Source organism: Aneurinibacillus tyrosinisolvens, from assembly GCF_001015055.1.
Classification (GTDB): domain Bacteria; phylum Bacillota; class Bacilli; order Aneurinibacillales; family Aneurinibacillaceae; genus Aneurinibacillus_A; species Aneurinibacillus_A tyrosinisolvens.
Window position 1 is genome coordinate 1 of sequence record NZ_BBWZ01000025.1, and the last position, 20,103, is coordinate 20,103.

Annotated in this window: 21 protein-coding genes, 1 tRNA gene, 1 other RNA gene and 1 pseudogene; 11 read left to right on the forward strand and 13 right to left on the reverse strand. The window is 47.0% G+C overall.

From position 1 onward, the window contains the following. Positions 1 to 160: 160 nt before the first annotated feature. The 7 genes from MBEAL2_RS18645 to ffs form a co-directional block, all read right to left on the reverse strand. On the reverse strand, positions 161 to 427 hold the full coding sequence (locus MBEAL2_RS18645) for a pro-sigmaK processing inhibitor BofA family protein (RefSeq protein WP_047153789.1): 267 nt from the start codon (positions 425 to 427) through the stop codon (positions 161 to 163). Positions 428 to 443: 16 nt separating this feature from the next. Further along, positions 444 to 1,367: a CPBP family intramembrane glutamic endopeptidase gene (locus MBEAL2_RS29485; RefSeq protein WP_161798246.1), complete on the reverse strand. Its 924-nt coding sequence runs from the start codon at positions 1,365 to 1,367 to the stop codon at positions 444 to 446. Between the two features lie 179 nt (positions 1,368 to 1,546). Then, the gene (recR, locus tag MBEAL2_RS18655; RefSeq protein WP_047153790.1) at positions 1,547 to 2,143 is read right to left on the reverse strand and encodes a recombination mediator RecR; all 597 of its coding nucleotides are present in this window, start codon (positions 2,141 to 2,143) and stop codon (positions 1,547 to 1,549) included. Positions 2,144 to 2,166: 23 nt separating this feature from the next. Further along, on the reverse strand, positions 2,167 to 2,487 hold the full coding sequence (locus tag MBEAL2_RS18660; RefSeq protein ID WP_047153791.1) for a YbaB/EbfC family nucleoid-associated protein: 321 nt from the start codon (positions 2,485 to 2,487) through the stop codon (positions 2,167 to 2,169). A gap of 11 nt (positions 2,488 to 2,498) precedes the next feature. Then, entirely contained in the window at positions 2,499 to 4,229 is a 1,731-nt protein-coding gene (dnaX, locus tag MBEAL2_RS18665) for a DNA polymerase III subunit gamma/tau (RefSeq protein ID WP_047153792.1), read from the reverse strand. Positions 4,230 to 4,393: 164 nt separating this feature from the next. Further along, positions 4,394 to 5,821 (reverse strand): ATP-binding protein, encoded by a 1,428-nt coding sequence (locus MBEAL2_RS18670; RefSeq protein WP_047153793.1) that lies wholly within the window; start codon positions 5,819 to 5,821, stop codon positions 4,394 to 4,396. 142 nt (positions 5,822 to 5,963) lie between these two features. Then, an RNA gene (ffs, locus tag MBEAL2_RS30385) (signal recognition particle sRNA large type) lies at positions 5,964 to 6,227 on the reverse strand. A gap of 495 nt (positions 6,228 to 6,722) precedes the next feature. On the opposite strand from ffs, the gene iscB reads away from it, so the two are divergent. The 4 genes and pseudogenes from iscB to deoD all read left to right on the forward strand — a co-directional run bounded on the left by iscB (position 6,723) and on the right by deoD (position 9,946). Continuing rightward, a complete protein-coding gene (gene iscB, locus MBEAL2_RS18680) occupies positions 6,723 to 8,069 on the forward strand; it encodes an RNA-guided endonuclease IscB (protein WP_047153795.1) in 1,347 nt (448 codons plus the stop codon). Positions 8,070 to 8,457: 388 nt separating this feature from the next. After that, positions 8,458 to 8,796, forward strand: a complete 339-nt coding sequence (locus MBEAL2_RS33015; protein ID WP_269082492.1) for a HAMP domain-containing protein — start codon at positions 8,458 to 8,460, stop codon at positions 8,794 to 8,796. Beyond that, positions 8,745 to 9,224: pseudogene (locus MBEAL2_RS18690) on the forward strand (methyl-accepting chemotaxis protein); the annotation flags it as partial. The gene MBEAL2_RS33015 and the pseudogene MBEAL2_RS18690, both read left to right, overlap by 52 nt. A gap of 14 nt (positions 9,225 to 9,238) precedes the next feature. After that, positions 9,239 to 9,946, forward strand: coding sequence for a purine-nucleoside phosphorylase (deoD, locus tag MBEAL2_RS18695; protein WP_047153798.1), 708 nt, complete (start codon positions 9,239 to 9,241; stop codon positions 9,944 to 9,946). Positions 9,947 to 10,122: 176 nt separating this feature from the next. Here deoD and MBEAL2_RS18700 read toward each other — a convergent pair whose 3' ends face one another. Both MBEAL2_RS18700 and MBEAL2_RS18705 read right to left on the reverse strand, forming a co-directional pair. Further along, entirely contained in the window at positions 10,123 to 10,842 is a 720-nt protein-coding gene (locus MBEAL2_RS18700) for a YebC/PmpR family DNA-binding transcriptional regulator (protein WP_047153799.1), read from the reverse strand. 82 nt (positions 10,843 to 10,924) lie between these two features. Then, a tRNA-Ser gene (locus MBEAL2_RS18705) sits at positions 10,925 to 11,017 on the reverse strand. Between the two features lie 192 nt (positions 11,018 to 11,209). On the opposite strand from MBEAL2_RS18705, the gene MBEAL2_RS18710 reads away from it, so the two are divergent. The 6 genes from MBEAL2_RS18710 to MBEAL2_RS18730 all read left to right on the forward strand — a co-directional run bounded on the left by MBEAL2_RS18710 (position 11,210) and on the right by MBEAL2_RS18730 (position 15,383). Further along, positions 11,210 to 11,800: a TetR/AcrR family transcriptional regulator gene (locus MBEAL2_RS18710; protein ID WP_047153800.1), complete on the forward strand. Its 591-nt coding sequence runs from the start codon at positions 11,210 to 11,212 to the stop codon at positions 11,798 to 11,800. Positions 11,801 to 11,814: 14 nt separating this feature from the next. Continuing rightward, entirely contained in the window at positions 11,815 to 13,089 is a 1,275-nt protein-coding gene (locus tag MBEAL2_RS18715; protein ID WP_047153801.1) for an HlyD family secretion protein, read from the forward strand. 2 nt (positions 13,090 to 13,091) lie between these two features. Further along, entirely contained in the window at positions 13,092 to 14,297 is a 1,206-nt protein-coding gene (locus tag MBEAL2_RS18720) for an ABC transporter permease (RefSeq protein ID WP_047153802.1), read from the forward strand. 139 nt (positions 14,298 to 14,436) lie between these two features. Next, positions 14,437 to 14,976, forward strand: coding sequence for a sigma-70 family RNA polymerase sigma factor (locus tag MBEAL2_RS18725; protein WP_047153803.1), 540 nt, complete (start codon positions 14,437 to 14,439; stop codon positions 14,974 to 14,976). Position 14,977: 1 nt separating this feature from the next. Beyond that, a complete protein-coding gene (locus tag MBEAL2_RS30395; protein ID WP_082130021.1) occupies positions 14,978 to 15,136 on the forward strand; it encodes a YvrJ family protein in 159 nt (52 codons plus the stop codon). Between the two features lie 19 nt (positions 15,137 to 15,155). Next, the gene (locus MBEAL2_RS18730; protein ID WP_052947824.1) at positions 15,156 to 15,383 is read left to right on the forward strand and encodes a helix-turn-helix domain-containing protein; all 228 of its coding nucleotides are present in this window, start codon (positions 15,156 to 15,158) and stop codon (positions 15,381 to 15,383) included. Here the strand turns inward: MBEAL2_RS18730 and tadA are convergent. After that, a complete protein-coding gene (gene tadA, locus MBEAL2_RS18735; RefSeq protein ID WP_047153805.1) occupies positions 15,378 to 15,863 on the reverse strand; it encodes a tRNA adenosine(34) deaminase TadA in 486 nt (161 codons plus the stop codon). The genes MBEAL2_RS18730 and tadA overlap by 6 nt on opposite strands. A gap of 124 nt (positions 15,864 to 15,987) precedes the next feature. On the opposite strand from tadA, the gene MBEAL2_RS29490 reads away from it, so the two are divergent. Continuing rightward, positions 15,988 to 16,950 (forward strand): cupin domain-containing protein, encoded by a 963-nt coding sequence (locus tag MBEAL2_RS29490; protein ID WP_052947825.1) that lies wholly within the window; start codon positions 15,988 to 15,990, stop codon positions 16,948 to 16,950. A gap of 65 nt (positions 16,951 to 17,015) precedes the next feature. Here the strand turns inward: MBEAL2_RS29490 and MBEAL2_RS18745 are convergent, their stop codons facing one another. The 3 genes from MBEAL2_RS18745 to MBEAL2_RS18755 all read right to left on the reverse strand — a co-directional run bounded on the left by MBEAL2_RS18745 (position 17,016) and on the right by MBEAL2_RS18755 (position 20,085). Next, the gene (locus MBEAL2_RS18745) at positions 17,016 to 17,645 is read right to left on the reverse strand and encodes a cyclase family protein (protein ID WP_047153806.1); all 630 of its coding nucleotides are present in this window, start codon (positions 17,643 to 17,645) and stop codon (positions 17,016 to 17,018) included. Between the two features lie 15 nt (positions 17,646 to 17,660). Then, on the reverse strand, positions 17,661 to 19,199 hold the full coding sequence (zwf, locus tag MBEAL2_RS18750) for a glucose-6-phosphate dehydrogenase (protein ID WP_236692936.1): 1,539 nt from the start codon (positions 19,197 to 19,199) through the stop codon (positions 17,661 to 17,663). Positions 19,200 to 19,368: 169 nt separating this feature from the next. Next, positions 19,369 to 20,085, reverse strand: coding sequence for an alpha/beta fold hydrolase (locus MBEAL2_RS18755; RefSeq protein ID WP_047153807.1), 717 nt, complete (start codon positions 20,083 to 20,085; stop codon positions 19,369 to 19,371). Positions 20,086 to 20,103 lie beyond the last annotated feature (18 nt).

Consider the following 20,103-nt stretch of genomic DNA (forward strand, 5'->3'; position numbering starts at 1 on the left):
ATTTTGTTATCACCAGCCTGTCCAGCGGCGACTTATATAATATATCACATCTAGAAACCTAAGTCAACACCTTCCGAAAAACTTCAGAAGAAAAAATAAAAGCCCGTCACAACGGACTTTTTCTAACTTATCATTTTCAGCATTTAATGTCAATACTCTTTCACAGAATGAACTGCTTAATAATAATAAGTGTGATGAGCCCCGGCAGGCCGAGAAAACCAGTAACCGTGGCTGTAACCGGGTTAACTGGAATCGTGAATGAAAAAGATTCACCCATCAGGTTGAAAAGAAACAAAATAATGCTCCCTATTACAAGATTGCCCACGGCCCATCCAATCCACTTCACAGGCTTCCAGGCCGCCTGATTCATTAAAACAAACACCAGAGCGGCGATAACAATAACAGCACCTATGGTTACATTATCCATTCCTCTTTCCTTCCTTTCATTGAAAGAAATAAATCAATACAGTAATTGTATTGTTTAGTGCATGAAAAAGAACAGAAGCCCAAATACTACGATAATAATGGCGCATCCAGCCAAGCATGACTCCCATTACAAAAATGGAAGGAAATAATACCGGATCCACATGGATAAGTGCAAAAATCAGACCAGATCCTACAACCCCGGCAATCGCGCCAAATCGTTTAACAAGCGCCGTCTGGAGAACGCCACGAAACATCATCTCCTCCGCTATCGGAACAAACAGTCCAATGAGCAGAATTTCGAGTACTCCTGCCAGTAAACCTACATTCCTTGCCTGAAGAACTTCTCCGGAAATTTGCGCCTCCCGCCACGAATCAATCGCAAACCCAAAAAAGTTAGCGATCGGGAGCGTGATCGCACGATCCAGCAAGAAAGCTGAAAACAGATAAAAAACGAGCACCATAAAACCCATTTGTCCGATCTTCACCGGACGTGTAAAACCAATATCGTGCAGCCGGTGATAAAAAAGCAGAAATCCGAAAACAGCCATCATAAATTGCGGCAAAAACGCTTCAAAAATCCCTCCAATCGATTGCTCGGGAAACCATGGGTAAGGAAGGAATATGTGCATGGTTAAAATAACACCGTACGATATTTGATACAGGGCAAAATAATGAAGCGCGTAACGCATCGACACACTGGATTCCCACCCGGGGAACTCGCTTCTTATCGTCTTAATAAGGGAAGGAACATAGAAGAAGGCAGGAAATATGCTCAAAATAAGCGTAACGAAAAATAAGGCGGTGCTTAATCCTGTCATCTGCCCAGAAGAAACGATTTGCCACTTCCCCTCCTGCACTGCGGTCCACTTCAAGGAAGAAAACCCAAGCCCAACATTGCTTATATATCCAAGCAGTACTAACAGACCTGTTATAAAAGCCATTCTTTCCCAACGCCTGTGTATATTCACGCCTTCACCTCTCATATGGTACAAACCTATTCGTAAAAAAAAGAAAAAAGAACCTGTTACAAAATAAAAACGGTGATTGTACACATCCTGTTGTTCCTTACCCGGAAACGAACAGGACATGCAAACCACCGTATCCGCCTAGAGGCGATACATTATATTTCTCGTCTTCCTTCCAGCGCTTTGGAAATCGTAACCTCATCCGCATATTCCAGGTCACCGCCGACAGGAAGCCCATGGGCTATCCGGGTCACGCGAATACCGAAGGGTTTTACCAGCCGGGATATATACATCGCGGTTGCTTCCCCTTCAATATTTGGGTTCGTCGCCAGAATCAGCTCTTTTACCTCTTCATCTTCCAGACGGCGAAGCATCTCGGTAATTTTAATATCTTCCGGTCCAACGCCTTCCATTGGGGAAATGGCTCCATGCAGCACATGGTAATACCCGTTAAACTCCCGGGTTTTCTCCATGGCAATCAAATCTTTCGGCTCCTGTACGACACAAATCATCGATTTATCGCGGGACGTGTCCGAACAAATCCGGCACGGATCCACATCGGTGATATTCTGGCAGTTCGAGCAGTAGACAAGGTTTCGCTTTGCATTAACGAGTGCCTTTGCAAGTTCAAGCACATCATCTTCCTTCATGCCAAGAACAAAAAAAGCCAGACGGGCTGCCGTTTTCGGGCCAATGCCTGGCAATTTCATGAATCCATCAATTAATTTCGATATCGGTTCGGGATAATACACAGATGTCTGTCTCCCCTATATGATTAGAATAATCCCGGCATGTTCATGCCACCGGTGAATTTGCCCATATCCTTTGCAACCAATTCATCGACCTGGTTCAATGCCTCATTCACAGCGGCAAGCACCATGTCCTGCAGCATTTCTACATCCTCAGGATCCACCGCTTCCGGCTTGATTTGAATATCGATAATCTGCTTGTGCCCATTGGCTATCACGGTTACCATTCCGCCGCCTGCCGCCGCTTCTACCGTTTTATCCTTGAGTTCCTCCTGAGCCTTCTGCATCTGCTGCTGCATTTTTTTCATTTGTTTCATCATGTTTTGCATGTTACCGCCACCAAACATATCGCTACCTCCTAGTCTTTTATCTCAACGAGTTCTTCGCCAAACCATTTATACGCCTCTTCCACTACGGGGTCCGATTCGGGCTGCAGCTTCAGTTCCTCCTGCTGTTTCTCTTCGGGAGCAGACTGCACAGTGCCTATTTCCTTCCACTGGCTCTCCATGAGAGTAAGTAATTCAACAGGACGGTTAACAAATCCTTTTACAACCTCTTCGATAACCATGCGATTAGATTCTCTGGACGTCGTTTCACAGTGAATAACATTCTTAAAACATACGACCAAACCATCCTCCGAAAGCGCAACAGGTTGCCCATCCAACAGCCAGGCGTGGACCCGTATATCCTTTTCTTTTACCTTATTTAATATATCCGGCCAGAGTGAAGTCAGCTTTTTCAGCTGTGGTTCAATCGACTGCCTTGCCACATCGCGAATTCTTGAACCCTGGATTTTCACGGTAGGCTGAATCCCGGGCCGTCTCGGCTCTCTGCGAGCAGGGGTAGACGAAGTTCTTTCCTGGGAAACCGTTCCACTCTCCAACTGCTTCAACTGCTTTTCCAGCCTGTCGATTTTCGCCACTAGCTCGCTAACCTGTTCCGAAGGCATAGGATCCGTATTAACAGTGGACGGCAGAGAAGCAGGAGCAAAAGCCGCCCCTTCAGGAAGGGTCTGGCACAATTGAATGAGCGCCAGTTCCAAAAGAATACGGGTATGGCTCGCCCACTTCATCTCATTCTTCGAACGGTTTAATTGTTCAATGACAGAAAAAAGACGTTCCCTCTCCCACGTATCCCCCAGTTCCTTAAATCCTGAATCAAGCTTGATTCGATCCTGGATTTCCTCTAATCCGGGAGCCGTCTTGTACAGCAGAAGATCGCGGAAATAAAAAAGCAAATCATCAAGAAACTGTTCGGGACTTTTTCCGCCTTGCACAAGTCGGTTCACTACGTCCATAACATCCGCCGCAGATCCGTCCCGAATATGCGTAACCGCTTCAGCCAGCAGCCCCTGGGAGACCGCACCGGTTATCGAAAGGACATCATCCAGCTCTACCCGGCTCCCGCCAAACGACAGCGCTTGATCAAGCAGGCTAAGTGCATCTCGCATCCCGCCTTCCGCCATTCGGGCAATGAAGGTTAATGCCTGGTCTGATACTTCAATATTTTCACCGTCGATGACTTCTCTTAGACGTTCGACGATGGCCGCGCTTCCAATTCTCCGAAAGTCGAAGCGTTGACAGCGTGAGATAATCGTGGCAGGAAGTTTATGCGGATCCGTTGTCGCCAGGATGAAGATAACATGCTCCGGCGGTTCTTCCAATGTCTTAAGCAGCGCATTGAACGCCTCCGTCGTCAGCATATGCACTTCATCCACAATATATACTTTATAGCGGACCTGAGTCGGAGCGTATTTGACCTTATCACGAATGTCACGTATTTCTTCAATTCTCCGGTTCGAGGCTGCATCTATTTCCATTACATCGACAATGGAGCCATCTGTAATTCCCCGGCAGGCTTCGCATTCGTTGCATGGCTCAATACCAGGGCCTCTCTGGCAGTTAATTGCTTTCGCCATAATTTTGGCCGCACTCGTCTTACCGGTCCCCCGCGGTCCGTTAAACAAATACGCATGGGAAAAACGCTGTTCCTTTATGGCATTCTGCAGCGTACGCGTGATATGCTCCTGCCCCACAATATCACCGAATCTCTGAGGACGCCAAACACGATACAATGCGCGATAAGCCATTTTGTATCTCCATCTTTCTTATAAACTGAATATAACATTCGGTGTTTTCTTTTATATGAAAAGCACACCTTCTGCTATGCCAGCCATATATCGTTAAATAATGTCGCGTTCGACCTCTTTATTATACCATTTTTTCCGCATAACCAAAAGGAGAATAGGGGGGATTAGCAGGCAGGAAGGTAGATGTGGAAAGTCGTTCCATAACCTTTCGTCGACACGCGGATACTCCCTCTCATCTCATGGATGATTTTCTGGCAAACAGGCAGTCCAAGGCCTGTCCCATTTTCTTTTGTTGTGAAAAAAGGCTCGAATATTTTATCCGCCAGGTAAGGGGGGATACCCGGACCTGTATCGTGGATTGTAATTTCCACATCGCTATTTGCTTTAAAAAGCCGGATCGTTAACGTGCCTTCTCCACCCATCGCTTCAATTCCGTTCTTGGTCACATTTAAGAGCACCTGCTTTAACAATTCAGTGTCTCCTAAAACCAAAGGCAGATTTCCCTCGTTCTCCACTACAACGTCGATTCCTTGAAGAAGGGCTTCGTTTTTGACAATAGGAAGAATTTCCACACACACCTGTTCAATATCCACTGGTTTATACTGAATTTCCTTCTGCTTACTGAGCAAAAGGAATTCACTGAGCAGACCATTAATTCGCTTAATCTCAAGGAGCATAATTTCCGTATACTCTTTCTCTTTCTCCATTCCGGCTTCTCCGAGGGACTTCTTCATCATTTGGAGAAATCCATTAATCGATGTAAGTGGATTCCGAATTTCATGCGCTGTTCCTGCGGCAATCTGGCCGATCATAGCCAGGCGATCACTGCGTTCGATTTTTTGTTCGAGCGAACGCATATTCGAAACGTTCTTAAAAACAAAATACCCGCCTCTTATTTCTCCTTTTGTATCGCGAAACACGTGCGAATCCACAATAAGCTCGAAGCGCTGGTCTCCGTTGCTCCAGGAAAACGCCTGATCGCAAACCGTCACTCCTTGAAGTACGGCGGGAGAAATAAAATGCTGTCCCTCGCCTACACCTGGAAAAGCATCTTCAATCGTTTGATTAATCACATATTCCTTCTTAACCCCGAGTATTTCACAGGCCACTGCGCTGATCTCGATAATACGCGCCTCATGGTTTAGCACAACGAGCCCTAGATTAACATCCTCCATAACCTGCCGCTGATAATACGGATAGGCAAATAAAGAATGGTTATGAAGCTCACTGATTTTTGGCAGAAGAATATAATGCGCCGGCCGCGTTCCGCTGTAACTGTAAATAACTAAATCACACGTGCAAGTTCCACCTGTTTTTAACTTCAGAACTGCCCGGGGATTCTGTTTTGTTTCCGCCAGTGTATCCTTACAATGCTGAATCCATGAGGTAAAGGAACCCCGCGTTAGAAATAAGTCCTGAAAGGTCTTCTGCTTGATTTGCTCATATGTATGTCCGGTGGCTTGTAGCAATACCGCATTCGCTTCAACTATATTTCCATCCCCATCGAAAAAAACCGCAGCAAACGGGACACTATGGAGATGGTTTTCCATCTGTTCGACGCTTATTTCTAACTGAAATGAATGATTAGGCATCCTGGACCCTCACCCCACCTCAGGAGATATTTGCCATGTTGCATTAATATATATTCTTTTTCTTTCGTCAATATCCTCTAGGGAATTCGGAAAAATAAAAACTCCTAATGCAAAGTGCATTAGGAGTTCTATAAAAATGTAGCCGCACACCTGCCTTTGATACGTTCACCCAGGCGTACATATGCAGTTAGCTCAAAACAGGCAACCCTGCGGCACACGAAAGAATCCACTTATGGCTGCTTCCTTCCGGACCTGACCAGGTTCATGGGTTTCCGTTGCGCAGGACCCGTTTCTCAACACCACTTACATACGTCGGCCCCACATGAAACGCACCTCTGACAGGAATTCAACCCCGCTATAGCGGATTGCGGGTTACAGGGCACCGCTACCTCCCCATCTAGTGCGACAAACTTATACACGTTTTTAAAGCAGCAAGGTGCTGCCTAATTATCATATCAAAAAGGCTACCCAAACGCAAGTTCCATGCCTTTGTAAGTTCTTCCTTAAAATTTATTAAAAAATCATGCATTTTTCAAAAGGACTTTTGTCATATGTTTTTTGTGCTATAATAAGTTATCAGTAAATTTAAATAATTGGAACATTAAGTTAGGAAGGTGAAAAAAGTCAACTACCCGCCACTGAAGTGGCAGGCTTGTGTGAACGCATAAGCCTGGTTGATTAGACCTCTTCCCTTGCGGGAAGGAAACGTTCGATGGGAATCCATAGGCACGCCGGGGTGCTTCCCAAGCTCCGGCCCCTGCGGGGTATGATTAAACATCGCTGTTGGGTAGGCGAAGTGTCATATCCGACAAACCCCACCGAACCGGTCGATGGGAACCTACGGAGACGATTTCGTAAGAAATCGGTTCTCTGCTTTATCTTCGCAAAGGAGATGTTTTAGATGGTGTATGTACTGAATCCAAACGGCGAACCCTTGATGCCAACCAAGCGGTTTGGCAAGGTGCGCCGGATGCTAAAAAACAAGCAAGCGAAAGTAGTACGGCGCAGGCCGTTTACGATTCAACTGACGTATGAAACGACAAACTACGTCCAGCCGGTGGCACTCGGTGTGGATGCCGGCTATCAAACCGTTGGGTTTTCGGCGGTATCGGAAAAGGAAGAGCTACTTTCCGGTGAATGCCGCTTGCTGACGGGGATGAGTGAGCGGTTAAAAGAACGTGCCATGTACCGCCGACAGCGGAGAAGCCGGCTTCGCTACCGCGCTCCACGTTTTGATAACCGCAGACGAACGCAAGGGTGGCTGGCCCCCAGCATTCAGCACAAGCTGGACAGCCATGTGCGGCTGGTGGAACTTGTAAAGAAACTTCTTCCCGTACAAAAAGTCATCGTGGAAGTCGCCAGTTTTGACATTCAAGCCATCCAAAACCCTGAGATTGCCGGTACCCTCTATCAAGAGGGTGAACAGCTCGACTTCTGGAACCTGCGGGAGTACATCCTGCACCGGGACCATCATCAATGCCAGAATCCGAACTGCAAAAACAAGGCAGTGAATCCCATTCTGCAGGTGCATCACGTCGGCTACTGGAAGGGCGACCGCTCGGATCGACCCGGCAACCTCGTTACGTTATGCGAAATGTGCCACATCCCGGCGAACCACCAACTAAATGGTTTCCTGTATGGTTGGGAGCCGAAGACCCAATCCTTCCGTCCCGAGACGTTTATGAGTATCGTCCGGTGGCGGCTGACCCAGCTCTTAGGCGGGGCGGCGACCTATGGCTATGTAACGAAACACGTTCGCATCCAGCACGGGATCGAGAAAAGCCACACCAATGATGCCTTTGTCATCGCAGGTGGCACGACACAATCCCGCACCGCTCCCTTTGTCCTCCAGCAGGTGCGCCGGAACAACCGGAGCCTCGAAAAATTCTACGGTGCCAAGCACGTCGACATTCGCACCGGAGCTAAAGCAAGCGGACAGGATCTCTTCTGTGGAAGGCGCACACGGAACCGTGAGATGGCCGGAGAAAACCTGCGCCAGTACCGGGGATTAAAGTTGTGTAAGGGAAGAAGAAGCATCCGCCGGATGCGCTATCCGCTGCAACCGATGGATACGGTCCGGTTTGACGGCAAGGACTATCTTGTCAGCGGGACAAACAACAAAGGCAAAACGGTTGTGCTGAAAGGCTGTGTGCGGGTACCGTCCGTCAAGAAGGTGCGGGTGGTCAAGTACGGCAAAGGATTTTGCTGGCTGGCAGGGGAAGACCGCCGGGTTTCCTCCCCCATCTGAAGAAAGGGGTGTCCAACCCGGCCTACTTATGAAAGTGGCTATGGTTACCGCCACAGTCCCTTTACAGTCCCTTTTTATGATAATCAAAAAAACTTTCTTGGCGTTGCTACTGCCGACATTAATTTAAGCGGACTGCAAAAATTACTGAAGATAACAACAGCTCTCTCGCCTCTTTAGGAAGCACAATTGTCGGCAGTCAGGAAGGCAGCGGAACATACACGGACAAAAACGGGACAAACCGTATTTATTATCAGAAAATCCCGGAAACCGGGTGGACTCTTGCCCTCTCTATTTCCGAAGGCGAATTATTCGCACCGCTTGCCACGCTTGTCAATCTCCTGCTTATCGCAGGCGCTGTTTCCGTCCTTCCGTCCTCATCGTCGTTGCTGTGATCCTTTTATACAGCCGATATATTGTAAGCAATATCGGAAGAGTGAATGAAATGGCAAGGATGATGTCGGCAGGTGATTTTACCGGGCTTATTGAAGTGAAAAGCACGGATGAATTCGGCCAAATGGCACATAATTTTAATACGATGACAGAGAGTTTAAAGACGATGCTCAGCCGGGTGGCCGGGCACACGCACCATGTGGCTTCTACATCGGAGGAGTTAACAGCCAGTGCTGAACAAACGAGCAAAGCAACCGAAGCAAATCGCACAAGCCATTCAGGAAGTCGCGGGCAGGCGAGCATGGAAGAGGCTTCGCCGTTGTCGCAGATGAGGTAAGAAAGCTGGCAGAACAATCAGCAGCAGCTGCCGGACAGATTAGCGGATTAATCAGCGAAATCCAGAACGAAACGACTAAAGCCGTTCAAGCAATGGATGAAGGCAGCAGCGCCGTTAATGATGGAATGATGATGGTAGATAACGCTTCTAACGCTTTCCAGCATATTTCCCAGGCTGTAAACAATGTGTTTAGCCAGATCAAAGAAGTATCCTCATCCATAGATGGTATTTATCAGGGAACACAGGATATGGTATATTCTATGAAGGAAATTACCCGTATTTCTGAGAGCGCCTCCAGCAATACACAGCACGTTGCAGCAGCCGCTGAAGAGCAAACCGCCTCCATGGAAGAAATTGCGGCCGCCTCTGCCACCCTTTCCCGGATGGCGGAAGAACTGCATGATATTATTAATCAATTCAAAGTATAAAGCGAGGAATGCAAATGAGCGTACATATCGAAGCTAAACAAGGCGAAATTTCCGAAACGATCCTTTTACCCGGGGATCCACTTCGTGCGAAATATATTGCCGAAACATTCCTGGACAATCCTGAACGCTACAATAATGTACGGGGCATGCTGGGATTTACCGGAACATATAAGGGAAAAAGAATCTCGGTTCAAGGAACGGGCATGGGCATCCCTTCTATTTCTATTTATGCGCATGAGTTGATGGATCACTACCATGCAAAAAATTTAATCCGCGTTGGAACGTGTGGAGCCTATCACAAAGACATTCATGTTCGTGACATTATCCTGGCCATGAGCGCCTCCACAGATTCGGCCGTAAACAAAGTTCATTTCGGAGCTATTGATTTCGCTCCTACGGCTAATTTTGAACTTTTGAAGAGAGCTTACGATATTTCTCAGGAGAGAAAGATGAAAGTCCACGTAGGCAATATTTTTACAAGTGATACGTTTTACAACGAGGATAAGAACCTTGTTCCCCTTCTTGCTTCCTATGGCACATTAGCGGTTGAGATGGAAACAGCGGCTCTCTATACGCTTGCAGCCAAATTCGATGCAAAGGCCCTTTCGATTTTAACGGTTAGTGATCACTTAATCACAGGGGAGGAAACAACCTCTGAGGAAAGGCAGCTTACCTTTAATCAAATGATTGAAATGGCCCTGGATACGGCCGCGCAATTCTAAAAACTTTATATTTGTTGAAGATAAACAGAAAAATTACTTCATAAAGCAGACATCATACAATATACAATTTACCTAAACAAAAACAAGGAAAAAGCCCCCTTTCGCGTCGATGCGTTAGGAGGCTTTTTAGTTGATATAACAGAACTTACGTATATAGTCCTTCTCTAATTCTTCTATTATTCACCAAAATCTACATTATGGTACACTTGTTGAACATCTTCTAAATCTTCTAATGCATCAATGAGTTTTTCAAATTGTGCTTGTGCGTCTTCTGGAAGGGTTATGTCATTTTGCGCAAGCATTGTTAGTTCTGCCACTGTAAATTCAGTTATACCCGCGTTCTTGAATGCCTCTTGCACCGCATGGAACTGATCAGGTTCGGCATAGACGATAACAGCTTCATCTTCTTCTAGAATGTCACGTACGTCTATATCTGCTTCCATTAATATTTCAAGCACTTCATCTGCTGTTTTGCCTTCAATACCGATGACAGCCGTTGGATCAAACATATAGGCTACAGATCCACTTACTCCCATGTTCCCACCGTTTTTAGTAAAAGCAGCACGCACATCTGATGCAGTACGGTTCACGTTATTGGTCAGTGCATCTACAATTACCATTGATCCATTGGGTCCGAAACCTTCATAACGAAGTTCGTCATAGGTTTCCTCTGAACCGCCTTTCGCTTTTTCAAGCGCACGGTCAATAATCGCTTTCGGTACATTGTACGTTTTTGCACGCTCAAGTACGACTTTTAAAGCCCGATTCGATTCTGGATTTGGTTCACCTTGTTTTGCTGCTACATAAATTTCTTTTCCAAACTTTGCATAGATACGACTCGTATTTTTATCTTTTGACGCTTTTTTTTCTTTAATATTGTTCCATTTACGGCCCATACTGTTCCACTCTCTTTCAATTATACAAAATTATTAATAACGAAGAATCGCCCTCGATAAATAATGACGCAGAAAATATGTATGGCGGAGATGGAGGGATTCGAACCCCCGCACGCCTCACGACGCCTAACTGATTTCGAGTCAGTCCCCTTCAGCCGAACTTGGGTACATCTCCATTAATGACATAATCTTAAGCCTTACGGCAGAAACTATAATACCATAACACCTGCAGTCTCTTCAACAAATTATGCTGGAGAATCATCCACTCCCTTCCTTATACTTTTCTCTTGCCTTTTTAAACATCCCCTTTTATAATAAAAAAATAATAAATTTGTACTGACTAGTCAGTTTAAAAAGAGGTGCCGAAGTGCGTGTAAAGACAAAAGAACTCATTTTCCAGGGTGCTTTAAAAGCATTCGCTGAAAAAGGATTTAATGAAACAACAATGGAGCAAATTGCCGAGCTATGTGGAGTAGCAAAAGGCACACTATACTACAACTTCAAAACAAAAGAAGATCTTTATGTTTTCGTTATGGAATCCGGTGTCCAGAACTTCATGCGAATGATCCAGGATTATGTGGAAGTCGTTAACCCAGATGATTTCCGCCAGCGTGCCATCCGCTTGATTGAAGCCCATCTGGACTTCTTCCAGAACGAAACTGATTTTTGCCGGCTTCTGCTTAGCAAAGGCTGGGGAACACAGGAGAGGCACTATACCATTCGCCATGTCCTGCAAAAATATTTTGAACTGCTAGAAGCAGAGCTGCAGACAGCCAAAGATAAAGGAAAGCTTCCGTCTACAGTAGATATCCCAACAACGGCAAGCAGCTTTTTCGGTATGATTGGGTTCAGCGCGATGCGGGCTATCATCCATAACCAATCATTGGATCATGCAGAATTACGATACAGTTTACAAAGTCTTGCCCTTCATATGATGGGCATATTTGATGAGGAGTAGGAGTGTAAATTGTTATGAAAGCCATTCGTATTACCATGTTTATGATTATGTCTCTTTTGATAGGCGGGGGTGCTTATGCCATTGCTTCGTATGGGGACGTAGGGCACACAGCGGAAGCAACAAGCACAACACCTACCGCTTATATTGAAGCAACGAATATGAACGTTAGTTTCAAAATTGGCGGCCGGATAAGTGAAGTGCTTGTAAAAGAAGGCGATCATGTTACGAAAGGGCAGCTTCTGGCCCGCCTGGAAAGCAAAGAGCTTCAGGATAAAGCCGCACAGGCACAAGCGGCGGTTCAGGCAGCCAGTGCAGGCATTTCCCAGGCGCAGGCAGCGGTATCGGCAGCAGAAGCAAAAAAAGTGCAGGGCAGTAATGCGGTGAATGTGACGGCACAAACAGCCGACCAGCAGGTTGCCCAGGCACAGGCGGGGGTGAAAGCAGCACAGGCTCACGTGGATGCGTTGAAAAATGGCGCACGAAAAGAAGAGCGCGCGCAGGCAGAGATTCAGCTAAATGCGACCAGGCAAGCATACAAAATTGCAGATGATAACCTAAAACGAATGAAGACGCTGCTTGATTCAGGTGCGCTCCCACAGGCAAAAGTAGATGAAGCTGAATTAAACTATCAGAAAGCAAAGGCCGAATATGAGGCGGCCCAGCAGCAGAATGAAATGGTCAAGAACGGAGCGCGTCCAGAAGAAATCAAGGCAGCTGAGGCACAGCTCGAACAGGCGAGAGCGGCTGTGGCTCTGGCACAGGCAGGCAAAGGCCAGGTCACCCTTCGTAAAGACGATGTAACAGCGGCCAGCGCTGGAATTTCCCAGGCGCAAGCAGGTGTAACCTCAGCAAACGCAGGAGTCTCCAAAGCACATGCATCGCTTGCGGAAGCAAAAACATACATCCAATATACCGAGCTTAGGGCTCCGGCGGACGGCATTATTACTTCCCAGTCTGCCCAGATAGGCGAGTTAGTCGGTTCAGGCTTCCCTGTGTTCACAATGGAGTCTACAGGCGAGCGCTGGGCGAAGTTCTATTTTCCCGAAACAGAGATCGCCTCTCTGAAAACAGGTGATCCCGTTACAATGAAACTTGTAGCAACAGGGAAACAAGTACAGGGAAAAATTACGGTCGTTCAGCCTGCTGCGGATTTTGCCATTCAGAAGGCAACACAAAGCACCGGCGATACCGATATCCGTTCCTTCGGCATTAAAGTTCTGTTAACGAACCTTCCTGATACCATTTCTACAGGCATGACGCTGCAATGGCAGGGTAAAGGGGCGAAGTAACCATGCATGAGTCTTCGTTGCGGATTAGTAATATTATCCGTGAAGAGTGGCTGAATATCCTGCGCGACAAACGGCTTTTCGCCATTCTTTTTCTTGTCCCTCTTCTGTATACTGCGCTTTTTGGCTATATTTATTCCCACCAGCGCATTACAGAAGTAAGCACCGTGATTTATGACGGGGACAACAGCCAGATCAGCCGGCAGATTGTCCAGGCGTTTGATGAAACAGAAACGTTCCGCATTAGTAAACATGCGTACTCGGAAGCTGATATTCAGCAGAGCATTGAACGGGGAGAAGCAAGAGTGGGCATTATTATCCCTGATCAGTTTTCCGCGCGGCTGAAGCATGGGGAAAACGTGCCGGTTCTTACCTTTATTGATGGAAGCAACATGCTGTTCTCCAATGCGGCTACCCGGGCAGCCAACCAGGTCGTGAGCACGCTCGGATACGCTGCATCAGCCAATAAACTGGAACAGCAGGGTTTGCAGGATGAGCAGATTGCTTCTACGTTCTCGCCTATCCCTTTCCGCTCCCGTATTTTGTACAATCCGACTTTTAATTATAGCGATTTCTTAGTATATGGCTTAATTGGCGCGATCCTGCAGCAGGTACTGCTTCTCGGTGTAGCGCTAACGGTTACACGAGATAAAGAAAAAGGGATGTGGAACCGCTTCGTGGAATGGCGCGGCATGCCGTGGCGCATTGCCTATGCAAAAACAGCTCCGTATTTTCTGATTGGAATTGTGAATAACCTGACCGTTTTCGTAATGGCTCTGTATGTGTTCCACCTGCCATTCCGCGGGCTGTTTCTGCCTGCCGCAGTGCTTGCAGTTAGCTTTGTGTTAGCCCTGCTCGGCATTGGATATTTCGCCAGTCTTTTTTCCGGCAACCAGGTTGGCGCAACGCAAATTACGATGCTGATTGCCGTTCCGTCGTTCCTTCTCTCGGGCTTTAGCTGGCCATTTGATGCAATGCCTCACTCCCTCTATGTTGCCGGGCATCTTCTGCCCCTCACGTACTTCTTAGACGGGGTGCGGGAAATCTTTGTCAAAGGCCATGGCTGGGAGATGGTATGGCGTGACTGCGTGGCACTCGGACTGATGGGTCTGGTATGCTATTTTGCTGCCTTCCTTCTTACGCCGTTTTTCTTGAAATCCGGAGGAGAACAGGAAACACAAACTTCTTCTGATTCTACAGTACCAATATAAATTAAAATTAAAAAAGGATGAGCTGCTTCTTGCAGTTGCTCATTCTTTTTTTTAAAATAAAAACAGAACATTTGTTCCTGTTTTAGTTGTGATTTTATAGGCTTGTTTCTCTTTATATAGAAAAGAGGAGGAGATAAAAATGGGAAACAGGCAAAAGGAAAACTCGGCAAAGCAGCTTATGAACCATCCTATCATTTACGCCTTTTTACAAAACAGTGATAATGAAACCCTTTTTAAAAAAGCGAGGCTTTCTCCTACTAAGCAGAATATTGCCAGTTTGGATGCCGCATTTAAAGTATTTTATTCCGAAATAAGGTTTATTAAATATATTTCCACGCTCATTCATTCTTACTCTGTCAGCTATGATAAACAGCAGCGGCGAAACAAGAAAAGCCAGCTTGCTCTATACACCCTTTCCGCAGGAGAACGGGAGACACAGTCTTTTTTATCAGAAAGGGAAAACTGCCTGGAAGACGCCCTATCTGATCCGTTCCTATACAAAGGTCTCTTCCATTTAACCGGCAGGGAGAAAGAAATTCTTGAACTCTCTTACATGAAATCGATGTCCGATACAGCGATCGCAAACAAGCAGGGGGTATCCCAACAGGCCGTATCAAAAGCAAGAAAAAGGGCGCTAAGAAAGCTGCGCGAACAAATTGAAAAACAAGGAGGCAAATAACATGCTTGTTGAGGTTCCTATCTGGGTAAACATCCTGGCCAACTTTGGTTTTCCTATCGTGGTCGCCGTTTATCTGTTAATGCGCTTTGAAAATAAAATCAGCAGCCTGGAAACATCGACCCAGCAATTGATTGAGGTGATTAAAAATTCCCGCCAGTAACGAAGACCGCCTGCTATCCTTGCTACTACTCGCAAAAAATAAAGACCCGGATGCTATACTCCTTATCCTGGCGAAATTCAAACCAAAAATCGAACGTTCGCTTTACCAGACATCTTTTCATGAGAGAGAGGATTTGCTGCAGCAATTATATGTAAAAATTATCGAAGCCGTCTATCGTTATGATGTTGAATCTGCACCCGGCTTTTCGGAATTTATGGAAATGCTGGAGAAAAAAGAAGACTTATGAGTTCTTCTTTTTTCTCTGTTCCCGCAGGGAGCGAAAAAAAGACGTTAATAATTCTCCGCACTCGCCTTCCCTCACCCCCTGTACAATTTCCACCTGGTGATTGAACCTTTCATCCTGCAGAAGATTCATCAGGCTGCCGGCACAGCCCGCTTTCGGGTCCATTGCGCCGAACACAACCCGCGGCACTCTCGATTGCACAATCGCTCCCGCGCACATCGGGCACGGCTCCAGCGTGACATACAGCGTAGTGCCAAGCAGCCTCCACCCACCCAGTGTTTCACTTGCTTCCTTTATTGCCGTCAGTTCCGCATGGGCGAGCGGATTCTTCCCTGTTTCCCGCAGATTATATCCTCTTCCTATGACCTTTCCGTCCCTTACAATGACGGCGCCAATCGGAACTTCTCCGAGAGCTTCCGCTTTTTTCGCTTCTTCAATCGCAAGAGCCATGTAGTCGTCATCGTTATATATTCTGTCCTCCATGCTTGTCCCCCGCTCCTTCGCGTTCTTCCCCTCATTATAGCGATTTCAACAAAAGACAAAAAGAAACCGAATTTTTGTAGTATTCTAGAACTAGAGGAATCTAACAAAAAGGCGGTGCCAAAAGATGAAAAGCTTGCTCATAGTATGCGATGAAAGCCAGTGCTCGAACATAGCAAAAAAGATAGAGGAAACAGCCAGCATTCTTGTCCTTCGCTTCGATTTAGCGTGGGAGCTTTTCTTAGGGAAAGAAGGAAAAAATGAAGCGGGACAGTTGGATATCCCGGCTGGAAATCCACGCACCAAATGGTTTTCGTTAAACCAATGGGTGCGCCAATCTCTCGGGTCTGCGGTCGATATGATTCATACGGAACACAAACAAATCGCAGGAATCATTTCCTCCTGCACACCGGCCGCCCTCGAATACGTGTCACGCATGCTCTCCATTTACAGCTCCTCCTCAGGCCTGCTGCAAATGAATGCTGGCGAGACGGACTCAGAAGAAGCAGCAAGCATTGGGGCACAATTTTTCCAAACAGGTACCCATCCTTTCGTTTCCGACAATTGGCGGCCTCCTATCGCCAACATTTCAGCCGCCCCGACGCCGCTCCTGCAGAAAACGTCGAAGGTACAAGACGGCGGGGAATTTACGTGGCTTACAGGTATACTCGGCTCCGACAGGCTCTTCGCCCAGGTGTATCGTTTGAAATATGATACAGGCGCCAATCGGCTGCATAGCCACTCCGATGTGGATGAGATGTTCGTCGTTCTGGAAGGAAGCGGCTCTCTTATGACCGAACAGGGAGAATTCCCGCTCATAAAAGGGGATGTCATCTCCAAGCCTGCCGGCTCCGGGCTTGCTACAAAGCTAATCGCGGGAGCAGAAGGAATGACCATTCTCGATATTGAAGCATGGACACGATCCGATCAGACGGACATCGTTGTTTACCCGCAGCACCGGGAAGTGTTCCTGCGCGGGCGCGGGCTGGACCATGTAACAGCGATTGAGAATTATCTTCCCGGCAGCGAAATGATGAAGCAGTATACGAAGGAATATAAAAGGGAAAAGGACGGAACAGCAACAGAATAATTCCCATGACAAAAAGAGCCTCAGTTCTAGAATAGAGGCTCTTTCTGTCTTTATTCACTCATGCATTAGGCAAGTCCTTCAATCAGCAATACCCTTGCCGGTGCCGCCTCCGTCTCTACGAGCTTAATCGGCGCCCCTACAAGAAAATAGCTGCCTTCCGGGACGTCAGCGAGACGCAGCCCTTCAATAATGACAATATCAGCGGCAAAAAGTGCCTTGTGGGTCGGATGTCCCTCCTGGCTGCGCTCAATGCCGAGCGCATCAATGCCAACGCCCCGCACCCCCGTTTCGGCAAGGTAGCGTGCCCCGTCTTCAGCCAGGTAAATAAATTCAGGATTAAACTTGTCCTCCATAGAGTTGCGCGTCTTCAGGATAAGAAACTCATCCTTCTGAACGTTAGAAGGCTCAAGGTCAGCGCGCGTAACTCCACCTTCCACCCCGGTTACATCAAGTACACGGCACGGTCCGGTCAGCCTTTCCGCCGGAATCGTCTGCATCGTTCCGCCTTCAGGCAGCATATGGAGCGGAGAATCAACATGCGTACCGGTATGAACATCCATGTCAATCCGCGATTCCCTTACCTTTCCCGTGTCAAAATTCTGGACAACTTTAATTATTGGCTGCTTCTCCGGCTTGTCTTTATATACTGGCATGCCCGCATATATCGGCATCGAAACATCATAAACTTTATACATTCTTCATTTCCCCCTCTATGAAAGGTCCGGCTTTTCAACTGCCCGGACAACCTGGTGCTCCTGATCACCGACAGGCCACCACTTCTTCCCGTTCTGTTCGAGGAGCCTGTGAGCTTCTCCCGGTCCCCAGGAACCGGCCTCATATGGTTCCGGCCCTTCGTTGTCCCGATCCCAGGCACGGCGAATCGGATCAACAAACTTCCAGGCGAGCGAAACCTCGTCCCACCGGGTAAAGAACGTGGAATCTCCCATTGTTGCATCATACAGAAGGCTTTCATACGCTTCTGGAGATTCCTCCATACAATCATTACAATATTCCATTCCAATCGGGATAATCTTATCATCTGTTCCCTGTTTCTTCGCATTTAAAAGCAAATTAATCCCTTCCTGCGGGCTAATTCGAATAATGAGCAGGTTCGGATTCAAATCGTTATTCCTGTTAAAGTACAGCCGTTTTGGCAGCTCTTTAAACTGAATTACAATCTCGGTTACCTTTTTTGGCATTCTTTTCCCGGTTCGGATATAAATCGGCACTTCTGCCCAGCGAAAATTATCAACGAAAAGCTGCGCGGCCACAAAGGTTTCTGTTGTTGAAGCAGGGTCAACGCCTGTCTCCTCCCGGTACCCGGGCACCTTCTTTCCGTTGGTTATACCAGCTGTGTACTGCCCACGGACGACATGCTGAGACACTTCCTCTTCTGTATACCGACGCAGTGCGCGCATGACTTTTACTTTTTCATCGCGGATTGCTTCTGTTTTTAAGCGGCTTGGCGGCTCCATACATACCATCATAACCATCTGGAGCATGTGGTTCTGCACCATATCACGCAGGGCACCGGAATGCTCGTAATAGGACGCTCTCTCTTCTACACCGACCGTTTCACTTGCCGTAATCTGGATATTATCAATATGACGGTTGTTCCAGAGCGGCTCAAACATCGAGTTGGCAAAACGAATCACCTCGATGTTCTGTACCATCTCTTTTCCAAGGTAATGATCGATGCGGTATATTTCTTCCTCAGAAAACGACTGCTTTACCTGTTCATTTAATTGTGCGGCTGAAGTAAAATCACGGCCGAACGGTTTTTCAATGACAAGGCGTTTCCAGCCTGTTGTATCGGTTAAGCCGCCTTTCCTAAGATTGGTTGATACAGTGCCGAATAGAGAGGGCGCAATAGCGAGGTAAAACATCCGGTTTCCTCCCGTATTCTGTTCGCGCTCACTCTTTTCTACCGTTTCTTTCAATCCTCCGTAGGCATTCTCGTCATTGACATCGAGTGCGATATAATCAATCTTCTCCACAAAGCTTTCCCATTCGCCGGTGTTCTCAATAGAAGTTCTTCCGAATGAAGCAACCCCTATTTTTACTTCCTCTCGAAATTCGGAGAGGGACATGGCAGATCGGCCTGTTCCTATGATCGCAAATTTCCGATGCAGTTTTCCTTCATGATAAAGACTGTAGAGCGCGGGAAACAGCTTGCGCTTCGCTAAGTCTCCCGTCGCGCCAAAAATAACAAGGACAAAAGGCTGCAATTCTTCCTGTTGTGTAGACAATGGCTGCACTCCTATCTTTATATAAGTTTTCGTTTTTTTCCTGTTGCTACGCGGACGTTTCATTCTATTTTATCTTACCCAGCCAGCGGCTGCATAATGTAAAGCAAAGAAAATCCGTTTTCTCTGAATGTTTAAGAGAAAACGGATCTGTTTCCTTACAGTAAAAATATCAGAATACCAGATTAGAGGCAATGGATTTACGAAATGCGAGAAGAGCCTGCACGAATGCCTCCGGATTTTCGAGCATAACGTAGTGGCCTGCCCCTTCAATCACCTCGCACTGTGCATCCGGTAGAGTTTCTTTTGCGTTTTCAAGAGCTCCAGCGGGAAGAAGGCGATCCTCGGAACCGTATAAGGCAAGAACAGGTATTTTCAATGCAGCAAAGGATGCTTTCCCCTTGTAATCATTACAGCAGGAAAAATCATTGTGTGCAACCTGCATTGATACTTGATTTCTTTGTCTTTGTTCTTCTTCCAGCAGATCTTCATTCACGTTTTTTCCGTAGGATGCCCGGAAAAAAGACGCCGGAAATGTCCCTTCCACCAGCTGAAGCAGCAGTTTAGGGTGGACAGGCAGCTCATAATGGCTGGCGGTAAGCACCAATCCTTTAACATAAGGATTATGGGCAGCCAGCTCCATGCCGATCATCCCTCCCATGGAATGTCCGACTACGATAACCGGCTGCCGGCCGATATGCCCGTTAAGCCATTGTGCATATTCTTCAATGCTTGCACAGCATGCTTCGCCGGCATTTTCCCCATGTCCCGGCAAATCAACAAAGAGGCAGGGGATCCCTTCAAGTTTTTGTTCAATCCCCCTGAATTTATCCTTGCTGCCCGCGGCTCCATGTATAAACAGAAATGGAATGCTTCCGAATTGGCTCATTTGCTCTCCCCCGCCTCA